This is a genomic window from Maribacter sp. (assembly GCF_039974175.1).
GTDB lineage: Bacteria > Bacteroidota > Bacteroidia > Flavobacteriales > Flavobacteriaceae > Maribacter_C.
Genome location: NZ_JBDWJN010000009.1, coordinates 316216 through 334891, shown reverse-complemented (window position 1 = coordinate 334891; position 18676 = coordinate 316216). Strand labels below are relative to the sequence as shown.

The 18676-nt window shown below is 38.4% G+C and carries 12 protein-coding genes; 1 reads left to right on the top strand and 11 read right to left on the bottom strand.

Translation table 11 applies throughout. From position 1 onward, the window contains the following. The first annotated feature begins 22 nt into the window (after window positions 1–22). A complete protein-coding gene (locus tag ABJN95_RS07935) occupies window positions 23–1762 on the top strand; it encodes an ABC transporter ATP-binding protein (protein WP_348369846.1) in 1740 nt (579 codons plus the stop codon). Between the two features lie 72 nt (window positions 1763–1834). Here the strand turns inward: ABJN95_RS07935 and ABJN95_RS07930 are convergent, their stop codons facing one another. The 11 genes from ABJN95_RS07930 to ABJN95_RS07880 all read right to left on the bottom strand — a co-directional run bounded on the left by ABJN95_RS07930 (window position 1835) and on the right by ABJN95_RS07880 (window position 18668). Then, window positions 1835–2167, bottom strand: a complete 333-nt coding sequence (locus ABJN95_RS07930; RefSeq protein ID WP_348369845.1) for a 2Fe-2S iron-sulfur cluster-binding protein — start codon at window positions 2165–2167, stop codon at window positions 1835–1837. Window positions 2168–2236: 69 nt separating this feature from the next. Then, entirely contained in the window at window positions 2237–3298 is a 1062-nt protein-coding gene (locus ABJN95_RS07925; protein WP_348369844.1) for an NAD(P)/FAD-dependent oxidoreductase, read from the bottom strand. A gap of 74 nt (window positions 3299–3372) precedes the next feature. Continuing rightward, window positions 3373–3612, bottom strand: coding sequence for a NifU family protein (locus ABJN95_RS07920; RefSeq protein WP_348370080.1), 240 nt, complete (start codon window positions 3610–3612; stop codon window positions 3373–3375). Window positions 3613–3626: 14 nt separating this feature from the next. Beyond that, the gene (locus ABJN95_RS07915) at window positions 3627–4766 is read right to left on the bottom strand and encodes an Mrp/NBP35 family ATP-binding protein (RefSeq protein ID WP_348369843.1); all 1140 of its coding nucleotides are present in this window, start codon (window positions 4764–4766) and stop codon (window positions 3627–3629) included. Between the two features lie 155 nt (window positions 4767–4921). After that, window positions 4922–5470: a LacI family DNA-binding transcriptional regulator gene (locus ABJN95_RS07910; RefSeq protein WP_348369842.1), complete on the bottom strand. Its 549-nt coding sequence runs from the start codon at window positions 5468–5470 to the stop codon at window positions 4922–4924. A 267-nt stretch (window positions 5471–5737) separates the two neighbouring features. Next, complete coding sequence (locus ABJN95_RS07905; RefSeq protein ID WP_348369841.1) at window positions 5738–6403, bottom strand: ABC transporter ATP-binding protein; 666 nt, start codon at window positions 6401–6403, stop codon at window positions 5738–5740. Between the two features lie 19 nt (window positions 6404–6422). Beyond that, the gene (locus ABJN95_RS07900) at window positions 6423–8816 is read right to left on the bottom strand and encodes an ABC transporter permease (protein ID WP_348369840.1); all 2394 of its coding nucleotides are present in this window, start codon (window positions 8814–8816) and stop codon (window positions 6423–6425) included. 19 nt (window positions 8817–8835) lie between these two features. Continuing rightward, window positions 8836–11211, bottom strand: coding sequence for an ABC transporter permease (locus ABJN95_RS07895; RefSeq protein ID WP_348369839.1), 2376 nt, complete (start codon window positions 11209–11211; stop codon window positions 8836–8838). A gap of 231 nt (window positions 11212–11442) precedes the next feature. Then, window positions 11443–13803 (bottom strand): ABC transporter permease, encoded by a 2361-nt coding sequence (locus ABJN95_RS07890; protein ID WP_348369838.1) that lies wholly within the window; start codon window positions 13801–13803, stop codon window positions 11443–11445. 27 nt (window positions 13804–13830) lie between these two features. Continuing rightward, window positions 13831–16230 carry an ABC transporter permease gene (locus ABJN95_RS07885; RefSeq protein WP_348369837.1) on the bottom strand — a complete coding sequence of 800 codons (2400 nt, stop codon included), beginning with the start codon at window positions 16228–16230 and terminating at the stop codon, window positions 13831–13833. 23 nt (window positions 16231–16253) lie between these two features. Further along, on the bottom strand, window positions 16254–18668 hold the full coding sequence (locus ABJN95_RS07880) for an ABC transporter permease (protein ID WP_348369836.1): 2415 nt from the start codon (window positions 18666–18668) through the stop codon (window positions 16254–16256). Window positions 18669–18676 lie beyond the last annotated feature (8 nt).

Here is an 18676-nt window from a genome sequence, read left to right as displayed (position 1 = left end):
AAACTAATTTTTACCTTTATAAATGGCCGAGAAAAAAGTAAGTGTTCTTAAGGCGTTTAAAACCATAATTTGGCCCAGACGCAATCTCGTTTTTATAGGATTATTGCTTATCGTAATTAGCAAAGCGGCAAGTTTTGTGGCTCCAATATCGCTTCGGTATTTTTTAGACGATATTGTTCCTAACAAAAACTATGACTTGCTAAAAATTCTAGTTGCAGTTGTAATTTTGTCTTTTTTGGTTCAGGCTATTATGTCTTTTCTCTTGACAAAAGTGCTTAGCATACAGGCACAATTCATGATTTCACAACTTCGGGCGCAGGTACAAAAGCAGGTGCTTTCATTACCAATACGTTTTTTCGACAATACAAAATCAGGAGCTTTGGTTTCTCGAATTATGAGCGATGTTGAAGGTGTTCGCAACCTCATCGGAACCGGGTTAGTGCAACTGGTGGGTGGAACCATTACAGCAGTGGTATCTGTTATTTTGCTTTTACGTATTAGTCCGGCTATGACACTCTTGACCTTTGTTCCTTTATTAATTTTTGCGTTCATAGCCTTAAAGGCATTTAAAATTATCCGCCCTGTATTTCGAGAGCGGGGTGAAATCAATGCAGAAGTAAAGGGAAGGCTCACGGAAACTTTAGGAGGTATTCGCGTAATCAAAGGATTTAATGCCGAAGCACAAGAAGGTAAAGTTTTTGAAAGTGGAGTTGAACGACTTTATAAAAACGTAAAAAAGAGTTTAACGGCAACAGCAGTTATGACGAGCTCTTCAACTTTTCTTTTGGGCTTAGCCACTACTGGTATCATGATGGGTTATGGGGGTATTAAAATGATGGAAGGTGATTTAACAACAGGTGAATATTTCGAGTTCACCTTTCTTTTGGCACTTATGGTGGCACCCATTGTTCAGATGAGTAATATCGGAAGTCAACTTACCGAAGCATTGGCGGGCTTAGACCGCACCGAAGAACTTATGAACCAAGTTACCGAAGCAGATGAAAAAGAGCGTACCATTAAGCTCTCGAGCATAAAAGGCGATATGGATTTTAAAGATGTATCTTTTGCATATGAGGAAGATAAAGATGTAATTCACAACATTAGCTTTAAAGCAAAATCTGGTGATGTAATCGCATTGGTAGGCAGTTCTGGTTCTGGAAAATCAACTATAGCCGGACTTGCTGCCAGTTTCTTAAACCCCGATTCAGGACAAATTACCATTGATGGACAGGATTTGGCTAAAGTTGATTTGACCAGTTTCCGACAGTTTTTAGGGGTAGTCTTACAAGATGATTTTCTTTTTGAAGGTACGATACGAGAGAATATTCTTTTTCCGAGACCGACTGCTAGCGATGAAGAATTACAAGCAGCGGTAAAATCGGCCTATGTAGACGAATTTACCGACCGGTTCGAAGAAGGGTTGGATACCCTTATTGGCGAGCGGGGCGTAAAACTTTCGGGCGGACAGCGGCAACGCATTGCTATTGCAAGAGCAGTGTTGGCAAATCCTAAAGTTTTGATTTTGGATGAGGCCACCTCTAATTTAGATACTGAAAGCGAAGCCTTGATTCAAAGGAGTTTGGCGACCTTAACCGAAGGGAGAACCACTTTTGTGATTGCACACCGATTAAGTACGATTCGAAAAGCGGATCAAATTCTGGTCATTGAAAATGGGAGGATTGCCGAACAGGGTACACATGATGCGCTAATAGCTAAAGAAGGGAGATATTATAATTTGTTTACCTATCAGGCCCGAATATAAATAGTAACAATTCATTTCAAGCGTATAGCGGCAATATCGATTTCAGTTTGTTTCTTCGCAGAGACAGTTACATTAAGGTTCTGCAGGTGCCAACGCTACTTCGAGTCCGTCAAGATCTTCCGACATATGAATTTGGCATCCTAAACGAGAATTGTCTTTTACATAAAAGGCTTCCGCAAGCATAGCCTCTTCATCATCTGATTTTTCAGGAAGCTCGTGCTCTGACTTAATATAACATTGGCAAGAGGCACACATCGCCATTCCACCACAGATACCAATAGTTCCTTCTGGAGCTAGTTCATAGGAGCGCACTACTTCCATTAAATTCATATTCATGTCGGTAGGGGCGTCGATTTCATGACTCACTCCTTCACGGTCGGTTATTTTGATTTTTATGTCTGACATTCAGGTTTTAGTATTAAAGCCTATAGCGATGTAGCCCTATGACAACGCTCAGGATGAAAAATTGATTTACTATTCGATTGCCTTTACAACAGCTTTAGGGGCTTCTTTTTTGCTACCGTCAAAACCGGTAACTCCTCCAACAGTGGTATATTTCATGACATATTTCTTATCAGGAAAAATACGTTGGTACGCACTTTGGCACATCAATGTTGCTTCATGAAATCCGCATAGGATCAGTTTTAATTTCCCCGGATAGGTGTTGACATCGCCAATGGCGTAAATACCAGGAATATTGGTTTGATAGTCTAAGCTGTTATCTACCCTAATAGCGTTCTTTTCAATTTCGAGCCCCCAATCACCTATGGGTCCTAATTTGGGCGACAATCCAAACAAGGGAATGAAATTATCAACCGCTAAAGTAAATTCCTTTTCATGATCTCCCGCTTTTTTAATCACCACAGCCTGCAAATTATCCTCTCCTTGTAAACCAACGATTTCAGCTGGAGTAATCAGATTAATTTTACCTTGATTCTTAAGTTCTTGTACTTTTTCAACGGAATCTAACGCTCCTCGAAATTCATTTCTTCGATGTACCAAAGTAACTTCAGAAGCTACGTCTGCAAGGAATATACTCCAGTCTAAGGCAGAATCACCACCTCCCGCAATAACAACGCTCTTATTTCTGTAAACCTCTGGGTCTTTTATAATATAGGCAATGCCTTTGTCTTCAAACTTCGATAGGTCTTCAAGTAATGGTTTTCTAGGCTCGAAACTTCCTAAGCCACCCGCTATGGCAACTATTGGAGCCTGATGTTTGGTTCCCTTATTTGTGGTGACAACAAATGTGTCGTCTTCCAACTTTTCTATGGTTTCTGCTCGTTCTCCTAAAGTAAATCCGGGTTGGAAAGGTTTGATTTGTTCCATCAAGTTATCGACCAATTCTCCGGCCAGGATGTCTGGAAAACCTGGAATATCATAAATGGGTTTTTTAGGATAGATTTCGGAACATTGCCCTCCGGCTTGGGGCAGTGCATCGATCAAATGACACTTCAATTTGAGCAACCCGGCCTCGAAAACGGCAAATAGACCCGTAGGTCCAGCACCGATGATCAATATATCTGTTTTAATCATTTAATAATCTGGTTTGTAGTGTCCACAAAACTATGGTGTTCGTCGGTATGAAAAGATGAGAATTGTCAGGAAAATTAGGCAAGATTAATGACTTCTTCTATTTGGGGGGCATACTTCTTGATAGTCATTTCTACGCCGCTTTTTAGGGTCATCTGGTTTACCGAACATCCAACACAGGCGCCTTCTAGCCGAACTTTCACCGAATTTTCATTTTCGATTGATACTAGGGTAATATCGCCCCCATCGCTTTGTAAAAAAGGGCGGATCTCCTCCAAGGCCTTTTCAACATTCATTTTCAGTTCTTCGGAAGTCATTGTTGTCATAATTCCTACTTTTTAACGGCAGAGCAACCTGCCATTGTTGTTATTTTGATTGCTTCTGTAGGTGGTAAGCTTTTATTTCTAGCAACTACTTCTTGTACAACATTCTTGGTCAAATCTTCAAAAGCAGTCTCAATGGGAGTTGCTGTTTGCATTGCTGCGGGCCTACCTATGTCACCTGCTTCCCGAATGCTTTGTACCAGTGGAATCTCTCCCAAAAAAGGAACTTTCAGGTCTTCAGAAAGATGCTTGGCACCTTCTTTTCCGAAGATATAATATTTGTTTTCAGGAAGCTCAGCAGGTGTAAAATACGCCATATTCTCAACAATACCCAATACGGGAACATTGATAGAATCTTGTTGAAACATGGCAACCCCTTTTTTAGCATCTGCTAAAGCCACTTCCTGCGGTGTACTTACAATAACAGCACCCGTAACGGGCATGGCTTGCATGATACTTAAATGAATATCTCCAGTTCCCGGAGGTAAGTCTAACAACATAAAATCTAATTCTCCCCAATGTGCGTCAAAAATCATTTGATTCAATGCCTTGGAAGCCATTGGCCCTCTCCATATAACAGCTTGGCTTGGTTGAGTAAAAAAACCAATGGATAGCATTTTCACACCATAGCTTTCAACTGGTTTCATTTTTGATTTGCCATTGACATTGACAGCCAAGGGTTTTTCTTGGGCCACATCGAACATAATAGGCATTGACGGCCCGTAAATATCTGCATCAAGTAATCCTACTTTAAAACCCATTTTTGCCAAAGTAACCGCTAAATTAGCAGTAACCGTAGATTTACCAACGCCGCCTTTTCCGGAAGCAACGGCAATGATATTTTTTATTCCGGGAATAGGCTTCCCTTTAATTTCATTGGTTTTTGGCTTTGCAGCAGCTGCTTCAACCTTAAGATTAACCTTTATTTTTGCCTTTTCATAGACCTCCTTATGAATAATCTTTAAGATTTCAACTTCCGTTTTTTTGCGCGCTTGTAAGCTGGGGTTGCTAATGGTAATATCTACCTCAACCTCATCACCAAAAATCTGTATGTTTTTTACCGCACCGCTTTCGATCATATTTTGACCTTCACCAGGAACCGTAATTTGCTCTAAAGCTTTGAGAACATCCTTCTTATCTATCTTCATTATATAAAATCATTCTAAACAACAAAGATACAGTATAGCCCTGAGAAGCTAAAAGGTTTAGATTGAAATGTAATATGAAGGTATTGATATATGCTATTCGCTTAAATGCACCAATTTTTTAAGAATATAGACCTTAGTAGCTCACCTTAAGAGTTTTATATTTTGTTAAACAAATCCGCTACGATCTCCTTTCCCATAGTCTTTGTAACAAGAGGTGATGCATTTCGCTCAGGAAAAATCGAAAAGTCCATTTTTATGCTTGGCAAAGGACCATCCATAACTTTTTGAACAAACTCTTTTTCACAATTTTCCGCAAAACGTTCATCAGTAATCATAATCAAGCCATCTATACTACCGTCAAATAAAAGGCTAACGATTTTGTTTTTTAGAGCCAATTTGTTTCTCGATTGATGCACTACCAACTTACAACCCCGTCTTGTGGCTTCATCACTAACACCTTCCATAATATTCGCGCAATGCATATTGGAGAATTCAGGAACTATTAAACCTATCGTATTGGTCTTTTTTAGCTTTAAAGATTTTGCTGAGTAGTTGGGTTTGTAATTATAGTTGTCGGCAATCTTCTTGATTTTAGTCCGTGCGGGTTCACTAATTTCCCGACTATTATTCAGGGCCTTTGACACGGTTGACTTTGAATATCCTGACAAATAGGCTATTTGTTTGAGATTGATTTCTGACTTCATATATACCTATAACACTTTTAAAACAATTCTTATTTTAAGTGAGTTATAGCCATCCTCACGAACTGATATCTCTTTGTATTACAAAGGGAAAACAGTAAGAATCACGTCATCATTATATCAGAGCATTGGCTCAACTACAACGTTTGCGTAAAAGACGTAAAATTTATGTGAACTGTTACAAGCCTGTCAAAAAAAGTTTGTTTTTTAACAGGATTTTTACGGTTTTGACATTAAAATCTTACATAAAGGTCATTGAAATAATCACGGTTATACTTTTCGCCCATCTAGCAAGTTGATAATGCGTGAACCGTAGGCTGCATTTTGCTCAGAGTGTGTGACCTGAATAATGGTCACCCCATCTTCCTCATTGAGTTTCTTAAAAAGCTCCATAATTTCCTCGCTCTGTTGCGAATTCAAATTTCCAGTAGGTTCATCAGCCAATATTAATTTTGGACTGGCAATCAACGCTCGTGCTACACCTACCAATTGCTGTTGTCCTCCACTAAGCTGTGTGGGAAACAAATCTTTCTTTCCAACAATATTAAACCGGTCTAACATATCGGCTACCATGGCTTTTCTTTCTGATCCTTTGAATTTTTTATACAATAAAGGCATTTCAAGATTTTCTTTTACTGTGAGGTCATCTAACAGATGGTAAGACTGAAAAACAAATCCGATATATTCTTTATACAAATTTGCGCGATGTTTTTCCTTTAAAGCATGAACAGATTCATGTAAAAATTGATATTCTCCCTCGTCAAAATCATCAAGCATACCGATCACATTGAGCAAGGTAGATTTACCCGATCCTGACGGACCCATGACGGAAATAAACTCCCCTTCTTGAACTTCAAGATTGATATCCTTCAACAGGAAGATTCTTTGACCTCCTGAATTGACCCATTTGAAAATATTGTTTAATTGTAATAACATCTTATCTCTATATTTAAATTTATTCTTCTCTTAAAGCCTTTATCGGATTTGCCATAGACGCCCTCAATGATTGAAAACTACAAGTTACTAAAGCAATTGCCAAAGTAATAAACCCTCCCAGCAAAAACATCCAATAAGATAAGTCTATTCTGTAAGTGAAACTCTCTAGCCATTGGTGTACGAAATAATAGGCAACCGGTGCAGAAAAAACAAAGGCAATCACTACCAATATGGTGTATTCTTTGGTAAACAAGGATAAATTCTCAGTTAATGACGCACCCAAAACTTTTCTAATGCTGATCTCCTTTCTTTTCCTAGCAACCAGGAAAGACATAAGGCCAAACAAGCCTAAACAAGCTATGAGTATAGCTATTATCGCAAACACTCGAAATCCAGCAAAGATGAGCTGTTCAACGTGATATTCTTTCGACATCGAATCATTCAAAAAGTTGTACTTATAAACGGAGTTCGTAAACACATCCTTCCAAACCGTTTCAACTACACTTAAACCCCCATTTGATACTTTTATAAAGGCTTTATTGGTAAAAAAAGCCCAATTTAATATGATACAGGGAGAAATCTTATGTTGCAGCGAATTATTATGAAAGTCTTTCACGACGCCAACAATGGTCGCTTGACCCTCGTTTATTTGAATCTTTTTTCCTATGGCTTGCTCGGGTTTCCACCCAAAAGATTTTAAAAAGGTTTCGTTGACAATGAACTCATCAAACTCTTCTTTGTTGGTCAAAAAGTTTCGGCCGGCTAATAATTCTAAATCATAGAAATCCAAATAACTAGAATCTCCAACTTTCATTTCCGCTTCCAATGCTTCTTCTTCCGCTTGCTCAGGCAATCTGAAGTTTGTACCTAGTTGAAACCCATCTACTGCCATCGGAGGGCCCGAGCCGAAGGACACTTTAGACACCGCACTATTGGCCAATAATTTTTCTCTAAAAACCCTAGATTTTTCAGTTTGAGGCGCTTCAGTAATGACTATGGAATTATGTGAAAATCCTAAATCAACACTATTAAAATGATTCATTTGGTAGGATATCACTATGGCCGCAATTAAGAATAATTGCACAATGATAAACTGAAACGTGACCAATGATTTTCTTTGATTAAATTGGCTTTTCGATTTAATAGGCATCTTGTTCTTTAAGGCTTGAACTGGCTTAATGGCCGAAACCACAACGGCAGGATATAGCGCTGCGAAACATACTATAAATAACCCAATAATTACCATAAAGCCTAAATGACCCCATTCCAACTGAAGATTTAAAGAAAATATAGTCAATGTATTGTTCAAAAAGTCTAAACTAAACGATATCGCCAAAGCAGATACCAATAGCGCGATTAGTATCACCAAACTATTTTCAAGTATGAATTGAAACACTAAACTTCTACGATTTCCTCCCATTACTTTGCGCACACCAACTTCTTTGGCCCGTGCGTTGGATTGGGCCGTTAAAAGGTTTATAAAGTTTACCATTGCCAGCAAAAGAATGAAGATGCCTACCACTAACGAAATAGTCAATACTTTCTGCGGCATGATATAACCTCCCGGACTTTGCCCGTACAAAGTAGTTGTATGCATTTCGTTAAGAGGTTGTAGTTTGTAAGAAATGCGCTTTTCATCCTTCTCATTCAAGTACTTCTTTTTCCAAGAATCAATATTGGTTTCCAAAGCCTGCTGCCCACTCTTATTATGTAGTGTTATGAAAGTTGATCCTTGATAGTTACCAGACCAATTGGAAGTAGCATATTGGTTGTTTATTTTAAAAAATTCATAGGGAATAAGCATACTGTATTGATGGTCGGAATTCGCTGGTGGATTCTCAACTACTCCGGTAACCAGCAATGGGTCTTTGCTCTGTAAATAGATAACCTTCCCTAAAACAGTTTGAAAGTTGCTGCTTTCTCGAAAGAACTTTTCCGCCAACTGCTTCGTCAATACAACAGAATTTGTTTCTTTAAGCGCTGTATTTTGGTCTCCAGCCAACCACTTCAAATCAAAAGTTCTGGGATAGAATGAATCGACAAACAACACTGCAGGTTCATCGAAGAGCTTCGTGTTTTTTAAGTTGTCTTCTACCTTAAAAGTTCTACGTACTGGTCCAGAAACTTGAGTTACATTTTCTATCTCGGGAAAATCACTTCTTAATGCCTCGCCCAATGGATAAGCAGTCGTGTTCCAATACAAAGTCTCATTAGGCAATACCGTATGTTGTACTAATCTATAACTCTGTTCGGCCTTGGCGTGATAATCGTCAAATGAAGATTCGTATTGAACAAATATCAAAATCACCATACAGACCACAACCCCTAAAGACAGGCCTACCATATTAATGATAGTGCTTGTTTTGTTTTTCAATAAGCTTCTTATTCCTATTTTAAAGTAGTTTCTAAACATAGCTGAAAACTTTATATAGTTATTCTTCTCTTAATGCATTAATAGGATTTCTATTCGCAGCACGTATTGCTTGGCTACTAACCGTAAACATTGCCACTACTAAAGCGACCACTCCTGCACCTAAAAAATATCCTAGGTGTAATGGAATTTTATAAGCAAACTGCGAGAGCCAATCCTTTGCCAATACGTATGCAATAGGCAAAGCTATGAGCATTGAAATCAATACTAGTTTTATAAACTCACCGGAAAGCATAATCATTACCTGACTGATGCTTTGGCCAAGCACTTTGCGAATACTTATTTCTTTGCGCCGTCTTTCTGCTGAAAATGCCGCCAGTCCGAAAAGACCCAAACAAGAAATTAAAATGGCCATCGCCGCAAAATATTTAGAAAGGGTAGCTACCCGCTGTTCAGATTGATAGAGTTGCTGGTATTGGGTATCTAGAAAACGAAAATTAAAATCCAATCCAGGATTGAATTTATTGTACAATTTAGTTAAGGCAGCTATGGTAGACTTTTCTTCACCTGCCTTTATTTTTACAACTAAATTGCTGACCCATTTCGTTCTGCACAACAATGCCATTGGTGCAATTTCCTGATATAAGGATTGAATATTGAAATCTTTAACAACCCCAATAATCTCTCTATTTGGGCCGCGCATGTCTACAATCGTACCTATAGGGTTTTCCAAGCCCATTAGTCTTACCGCTGTTTCGTTTAATATAATTTTTGAATCATTATCGGGTTTTTCATCAATATAAGAACGTCCTTCCTTCATTTCGATACCTAACGTCTCTATAAACTCAGGGCCAACATGTGCATGCCTAAAGGTTATTTCCTTGTCTTCTTCGCGTTGACCTGGCCATGAATGTCCTCGAGATGAATTACTGAAGTTCGTCATTCCTCCTTGCATATAGGATGCGTTGACCACTCCTGGCAATTGTCTAGCCTCATCAAGAAATACTTCCATATTCGTGATGAGTCCGTCTTGACGCTCAAAAATCAACACGTTATCCTTGTTGAAGCCAAGATTTTTGGATTGTATATAATCTAGCTGCGTATAAACAACACTCACTGCAACAATCAGCAAAAGAGAAATACTAAATTGAAAAATAACCAGACCTTTACGTATAAAAAGTTCACCCAACGAGGTCGTTATTTTGCCTTTTAAAACTTTAACCGGACTAAACTTCGTAAGATATAAAGCGGGGTAGCTACCAGAAAGCAAGCCGGTAAGTAATGTTATACCAATAATAGTAAAGACCACTGAGCCTTGGATTGAAAAAGCGAGCTCCTTACCAGTCAAATCATTGAACCAAGGCAAGATAAACACTACTGCGGCATAGGCGCAAATCAATGACAAGAAGGATAAGCATATAGACTCGGAAAGAAATTGAAAAATCAAAGACTTTTTACTGGCGCCAACTGCTTTTTTAACGCCTACTTCTTTCAATCTTCTTGAGGCCCTTGCGGTTGAAAGGTTCATAAAATTGATACAGGCTATCGAAAGAACAAATAGAGCCACAATGGAAAAGAGAATCACATATGTTATACGACCACCTACTTGTTTTCCGTTTTCATACCTTCCCTTGAGGTAATTATCACTATACTTCGTGAAAAATACTTGCTCAACTACATTTTTATTTTTCCTTGTTATAAAATCAGCCATTTTACTATTAAAGGCATTGATGTCTACATTTGACTTCAGCAAAGCATACATACTCGAGCTGTTGCTGTACCAATTTATGTAATCTGGATTTCTAAGTTTTAAAAAGGTTTTATAGGGCAGTACAAAATCAAAATTTTCTGATGAGCTCTTAGGAATTTCATAAACACCAGTTACTGTAAATACATTGTCTATTCCTTCCTCACCTTCTTTGATAGCAATGGTTTTTCCTAATGGGTCTGTGTCTTGACCAAAAAACCGGTTGGCAAGTTCAGAAGAGATGGCCACAGAACTAACATCTGACAACACTGTATTTTCATCTCCCGAGATTAATGGGTAGGAAAACATTTTAAAAAAATCTTCGCTTGCCATGTTGCCAAAGGCGCTCAGTTTTTTTTCTTTGGTTTCCAGCCTGGCATTACTATCAAACTCATAAACTGCAGTAACCATTTCTACTTCAGGTACTTCTTGTTGCAATGCCGTAAGCATCAAACTAGAATTTGAAGTAAAAGTGCCAATCGCCCCTTGGCCAATGGGGGTGTTTCTCCGAACTTGATATAGGCGTTCTTCATTCGCATGAAACTTGTCTTTGCCGAGTTCATCAGAAACCCATAAATAGACTAATAATACACATGCAAGTCCGGTAGATAAGCCCACCAAGTTAATCAGGAACCCGCTTTTGTTCTTTCTAATGTTTCTTAAGTACAGTATTAAATTGTGTTTTATCATTTTCAAGTATTATGGTTATGGCTCAAAAAGTCTTATGCATCGTTCAAGTATAAGCAGCGTTCGCTGCAGCTACCTGAAAACTTTGACAGCTTAGCCTTGGGAAGGCGTTTGCAAGCTTAGAAATTGCTACCAAGGCCTGCCATTTCTCAAGGTTTTGTTCTTAAGAAGGCCACGCCAAGTAATTTTTAAATGTTTTTAACATAATTGATTATTTCTTTATTGACTGCTGAGTTATTCAGTTCTTAAACTTTTTACAGGATTTACAATCGCCGCCTTAATCGCTTGATAACTTACTGTTATAAGCGCGATCGTAAGTGCCAAAATTCCCGATAAGGCAAAAGTCCACCAAGAAATGGTTATTCGGTATGCGAATTCCTCTAGCCACATGCTCATAAAATACCATGATACGGGCACTGCCAACAGGATAGCAATTAAAACCAGTTTCAAAAAGTCTTTGGAAAGGAGGGTAGTTATGCTTTGCACGGAGGCGCCTAGTACCTTTCGAATACCTATTTCCTTTATTCTGTTCTCTGCCATGTAACTTGCTAAACCGAACAGACCAAGGCACGAAATGAAAATAGCAAGTAATGTAAATAAGCTTACTAATTCACTTGTTCGTTGCTCATCATTAAACTTTTGGGCATACTGTTTATCTACAAACTCATAGTGAAACGGGTACTCTGGATTGTATTTTCTGAAAATGGTTTCAGCGGTTGCAAGACCCTGTTTGGTACCTATAGCATCGTTAAACTTAAGGTGTATCACATTAAACCAGGCCTTGGCACCTTCAATCGCCATAGGCTCGATTTTTTGAAAAGGGGAGTTCATCACAAAGTCTTTGACCACACCAATAACATGCCAGTCGATACCATTGTCTTTGATCATTTGTCCTAGTGGCTCTTCAAAACCCATAAGTGTCACTGCTGATTCGTTGATAATGACAGCTGTTGAATCTGTTGGATAATTCGCCAAATTAAAGTCGCGCCCCTCAATCAATTCTAAGCCAAAGGTCTTTACAACAGCATCATCGGCGGGAAGCCTATGCACCAAGGTTTTATTGTCCTTGTCTTTACCCCTCCACTCAAAATTCCAGGAGTTACTCCAGCTTTCGGTAATGGGTGATCCTGTCTTGGTAACTGAAGCCGCAATACCTGAGGCTAGTAATTCTTCTTTTATGAGTGGATAGTTCTTTTCCACATCTCCTTCAATTATTGTATAGATAAGATTATTCTTTGCATAACCTGTTTGTCTATCTTGTACTTTATCCAATTGTTGGGTTACAATTATGCTTGCCGTAATCAGTATTATAGCGGCTGAAAACTGGAGGACAACCAACACTTTTCTTGGCGTAATTGCTGCATTCATCTTTTTGAAGGTGCCTTTTAAGACCGAAGACGGTTTAAAGCCGGAAAGATATAAGGCTGGGTAACTTCCTGCTATTATACCTGTAAATAGAACAACACTAAGAGCGGTCAACCAAAATTCGATATGGGTTATGTTCAACGACAACGGTTTTTCTATTAAAGTGCTAAAGGCAGGTAAGCAAAGAAGTATGATTAGGAATGCAAGCAAGGCCGCTATAAAAGAAATGAGTATAGACTCTCCTAAAAATTGACCAACCAGTGCAGTTTTTCTGGCTCCTACGACCTTACGAATACCTACTTCTTTGGCACGTTTCTCACTTCTGGCTGTACTTAAATTCATGAAATTGATACAGGCGATGACCAAAATAATGATGCCAATGATGCTAAACATTCGAATCATATCGATTCTTCCGCCTATCTCTTTACCATTTTCAAATTCTGAATACAACCAAGATCTTGTAAAAGGATATAAAAAAGTGACCATTTCAGGCGAGTCTTTATCATAGTTCTTTCGCAGTGTTTTGATTTTATTCGCGAAGTCATTATAGCTAGTACCTTCATGGAGCATGGCAAAGGTGGCCACTGAATTATTGCTCCAATTTTCATCGTCCCAACCTTTTTGATGAATATAGGCCCAAGGCATCAAAAATTCAAAATCGAATGCTGAATTGTTTGGAAGGTCTTTTAAAATTCCGGTCACCACAAAGCTATCAGCATTATCTACCTTTATGATTTGCCCCACCGCCGATTCATTACCGAACAACTTTTTGGCAAATGTTTCGGTGACAACAACCGAATTTACATCTTCCAATACCGTTGCTATGTCTCCTTCTAGGAGTGGAAAACTGAACATGTATAAAAAATCTGGGTCAACAATGGTACCGGTAGATTTTATTCTTTTATCATTTTGAGCAAAAAGGAATTCTGTATCATAGAAGTATCGCGATATGCGCTCTACTTCGGGATAGTCTTTTTTAATAGTTGGCGCCATGACCTTTGGCGTGGAATTCCAGGTCCATATTTCCCCATCTACAGGAAATTTATTGTAGACTTCGTAAATGCGGTCTTTCCTCTCATGAAATTGATCAAATCCAATTTCAAAATTGATCCAAATTAAAATAAGACCTGTTACAGCAAGACCAATAGAAAGCCCAAGAATATTCAATAACGAAAAACTCTTATTTCGAATTAGGTTTCGCCAAGCGATTTTTAGATAGTTTTTAAGCATAAATCAATTTTTTAATCGAATACTATTTTACTCATCCTTAAGTGCATTTATCGGGTTCATGGTAGCAGCCTGAAAACTTTTCCAACCTATAGTAGTGTAGGCGATAAGAAGTGTAATCAACCCTGCCAATGCAAAAAGCCACCATTGTATTTCTATCCGATACGCAAAACTTTCCAGCCAATTGTTCATTAAGTAATAACCTAAAGGAAAAGCGACTAGGAACGATATAAAAATCAGTTTTAAAAAGTCCTTAGAGAGCATTGTCACAATCTCGGTCACAGAAGAGCCTAAAACCTTGCGTATACCAATTTCCTTAAAGCGTTGTTCGGCCGTAAAGGTTATTAACCCGAACAAGCCTAAACAGGCAACCAAAATGGTCAATAATGTAAAAATAGTCAGTACAGTTCCCATTTTTTGTTCGGTAACATAAGTCTGACGATATGATTCATCTAGCACAGTGAATCCAAAAGTTTCATCACTTTCGAAACCATCCCAGAGCAAATGTGCATCAGCTATCAAGCCAGACATATCAGTCGACTTCGCCTTTATGATGAGTCCGCCATACGGATTATATAACATGAATAAAGGGTCGATGGGCTGGTGCAGTGACTTGAAGTGAAAGTCTTTGATTACTCCAATCACGGTTTTTACACCACCACCATCAGTAATTTTTTTACCCAAGGGGTCGTCACCTAAACCTAATACTTGTGCGGCGGTTTCATTGATAATCACATTTGTGGAATCAGCACCAAACTCTTTTGAAAAATTCCTTCCTAATACCAACTTCATACCCATCGTGGGTATATAGTTCTCGTCGATATTATATACCGGCATTCTCCTTACAAATTGACCATTTTTAGAAATCATGGTCTGGTTATTATCTGAAAACCCAGCCGGGGCAAAAGCCGATTGCGAAATAGATGCCACCTTAGGGTTTTTAAGCAGCTCATTTTTAAAAGCCACTTGATCGTTGCCAAGCAAATATGCCTCTCGAACTATTAGCAACTGATCTCTATCATAACCTATATCTTTATTTTGTATATACTGCATTTGTTGGTTTACGATTAAGGTTGACAAAATTAATCCGGCAGAAATAACAAATTGAAATACCACTAAACCGCTCCGTACACTTTTGTTTTCGTTACCACCCAAGAACTTATTCTGTAGTGCTGTAATTGGTTTAAAGGATGATAAAAAGAAAGCCGGATAGCCCCCTGCAAGAATGCTAATTAAAAAAGTTAAAAGTAATAGAGACAATAGAACAGTGGGTTGCCATAGGTAATCGAGTTGTAGTTCTTTTCCTGATAGATCATTGTAGTATGGTAGCGATACCACTACTAAAATCGCCGCTAATAGCATGGCCAACAAGGTTGCAATAAAGGATTCCGACAAAAATTGATTGAGCAACTGATTTCTATTGGACCCCAAGACTTTACGAATACCTACTTCTTTAGCTCTTTTGGCAGCTGTAGCTGTAGAGAGATTCATAAAATTAATACAAGCAATCAGCAACATAAAAAGGGCAATTGCGCTAAAAATGTAGACATATTTAATATCGCCACCCTGCTCTAGTTGGCTATATGAAGAATTATCAGCGTATAAATGAATATCAGTCAATGGAAAAATTCGAAACCCTAATTGATTCTCCTTAGTAAACTCCTCAAAGGGTACGCCCATTTCCTCCTGCATCTTAGAGCCCATATATTTTTCCAAAATGTACGGCAGCTTCGTTTCTAAGTTTTTGTAATCGGTACCTTCCTTTAAAACTAAATATGTGAAGAAATCGCCTCTAAACCAGGAGTCACTCTTTGCCTCCTCAAGTCCTTCTATAGAAGCGAAGATCTCAAAATGAAAATGAGAATTTGGAGGTACTCTTTCAATGATTCCAGTTACCCTAAAGGGTTGTTCTTCACCTTCCAAAAAAAACAGTTTTCCTATAGCGTTTGCCGTACCAAAAAACTTTTCTGCCTGAGTTTCTGTAATCACAGCAGTATTCGGTTCCTGAAGTGGAGACCTTGAATCCCCATCGATTATTGGAAGCGTGAAGACATCAAAAAAATTAGAATCCACAAATGCAAACCTATCTTCGCGATAAGACTGATTGTTAATAAGAATCTTAGGTGTTCCTATATTTCGAATACGGGTAGCATCTAAAACTTCAGGAAATTCTTGTTTTAAGGTCTTGCCCACAGGTGCCATAACGGCTCCTTCTTTAATTTCTTCGCCATTAATTTTTGCTCTAAACACAACGTTTACAATTTCATTGGCCTTTTCGTTGTATTTGTCATAACTCAATTCGTCAATCACAAAAAGTGCAATAACCAAGCAAGATGCAATTCCCAAACCTAGCCCGACTATGTTAATGGTGAACATCCCTTTGTTCTTCAAAATATTCCGCCAAGCGATTTTCAAATAGTTTTTAAACATAATTCTCGTGTTTATAATGTTTTTCATTCAGCCCGCAAACTCTCTACCGGATTTGCCTGTGCGGCCTTTATTGACTGAAAACTAACGGTTGAGATTGCGATAAGCAATGCACCCAATCCGCCCATAAAAAAGACTGCCGCGGTAATATCAATATGGTAAGTGTATGCCTCTAACCATTGCCCCATAAAATGCCAGGCCACCGGAGCCGCTATCAAAAAAGCTATTGCAATCAACACGATGAACTCTTTAGAAAACAGGTACACGATATTGCCGACTGTAGCGCCCAAAACTTTTCGAATACCAGCTTCCTTAGTACGTTGGTTCACCATAAATGAAGCCAAGCCGTAAAGCCCTAAACAACTAAGTAAAATGGCTATTAAAGCGAATACCTTGTACATTTGGGACAGTTTCTTTTCCTCGGCATAAAAATTTGCTATTTTATCATCCAAGAATTGGTACTCAAAGGCATAATTGGGAAAGGTGTCGTTCCATGTTTTTTCCACTTCTGATAGCATCTTTGAAAAATCAGTACCGTTCAATTTAATTCCCGCCAAACCGAACCAGCTTTTTCTATTGACCATTAGTATCGAAGACATTCCATCTTTGAAGGTACTACTGTGATAATCTTTGACTACCCCAACTATTTCTCCTTCTATCAGACCTCCGGCTAAACTCATCTTTTTGTTCAGAATTTCTGTTGGGTCAATAAGTCCAAGACGCTTCATAAGGTCTTCGTTTACAAGCATTTCTGTTGCTTCGGAAGACTTTCTCACATTTCTGCCTGCCACCAAAGAGAGTCCATAGGTTTCTAAGTAATTGTGGTCGATTCCTTTTCGTATGCTGTAAAAGTCTGTGTCTTCTGACGCATTGTTATAAACAAACCTGGTCCAGTGATCAGTTCTGTACTCGGTTGGAGTATTCGAGCTAAAACTTACATTCTGAACACCGTTTAAAGTCAATAACGTATTACGAAGGAAATCAATTTTACCCCTGCTAATGCTATCTGTGGGTATTAATATGTTTACAAGCGCCTCTTTGTCATAACCCATAGATTGTTGCGTAAAGTAATCCATTTGCCTTACGATTATCAGCGTTCCAAAAATTAAAACCTGTGCAATTGCAAATTGAAAAACAACGAGCCCTCTTCTTAAGGTAACACCCTCCTTCTTACCGACCTTACCTTGATTTTTAAGGGCCGAAATGGGATTAAACCTAGCGAGTACTATTGAAGGGTAAAATCCTGCTAATAAGGTAACGCAAACAATAATGCCGGTAATCAATAATAAGGCCTCGAAATCTAAAACCCTTGTAATAACCAACGGCAAATCAAGAAGTTTACCTAGTAAGGGTAAGGACGCAAAAACCAACAAAGATGCAATACAAACAGAGGCAATTACAATTAAAAAAGTTTCAATTAAAAATTGCACTTTTAATTGTGTTCTTGTGCCACCGATTACCTTACGTACTCCTATTTCTTTCGAACGATTTACCGCTTGTGCGGTAGACAGGTTGATAAAATTTATGCAAGCGATTAAGAGTATGAAAACCCCAATTGTCCAAAGGATGTTAATTAATTTTTTGCTGATTGTTTTTCCGCTGTAATTTCCTGTACGGGTATCATAATGAACTTTATTTAATGATTGCAATACATGGATATCTTTATTTCTTCCCGTCTTTTTTTCTTTGGACAAAACTTTTAATCGGGCATTGATATCGCTTTCCGTAACGTTTGGTGGCAGTAACACATAACAGCCAAAACTTCCATTGGTACCGTTCCAATTATCAGAATTCTGAAAATTGCCCGTATAACCCGTACCATAAGATATTACTGCTTTAAACCTTAAGTCAGTATTTGTAGGTACTGTTTGGAGAATACCCGTTACAGTTAAAATTTCTTTATTATTCCATTTAATAGTTCTTCCAACCGCATTTTCCCAACTGTCAAAATATTTTTCTGCTGTTTCCTTGGTGAGCACAACATTGTTTCTGTCTTTTAAGGTAGTAGGGTTGCCTGCCAGCCATTCATAATCTAGAATATCAAACAATTCAGGTTCGGCCAAAAACACCCCATCCGCTTCCTTAAATTTTTTAACGGGTTTACCATCATTCGCAGGCACCAGTATTTGATCATCACCATCGGAATATATAGTTGAAACCTTTTCCAGTTCGGGAAAAGAATTTTTTAACTCCATTGGCAATGGATATGGTAATCCACTCCCATAGAAGATTTCGGGTTCGGCATGGTGGTATTCGGTAAGTACCCGATACACACGGTCTTTCTTTTCATGATAATCATCAAAACTCGATTCGAATTGTGTAATAATAAAAATCATAAAACAAACCGCAATTCCAATGGCCAACCCGCCAATATTTATTAGCGCATGGCTTTTTCGACGAATAAGATTTCTAAAGGCGACCTTAAAGTGATTTTTTATCATGATTTTAT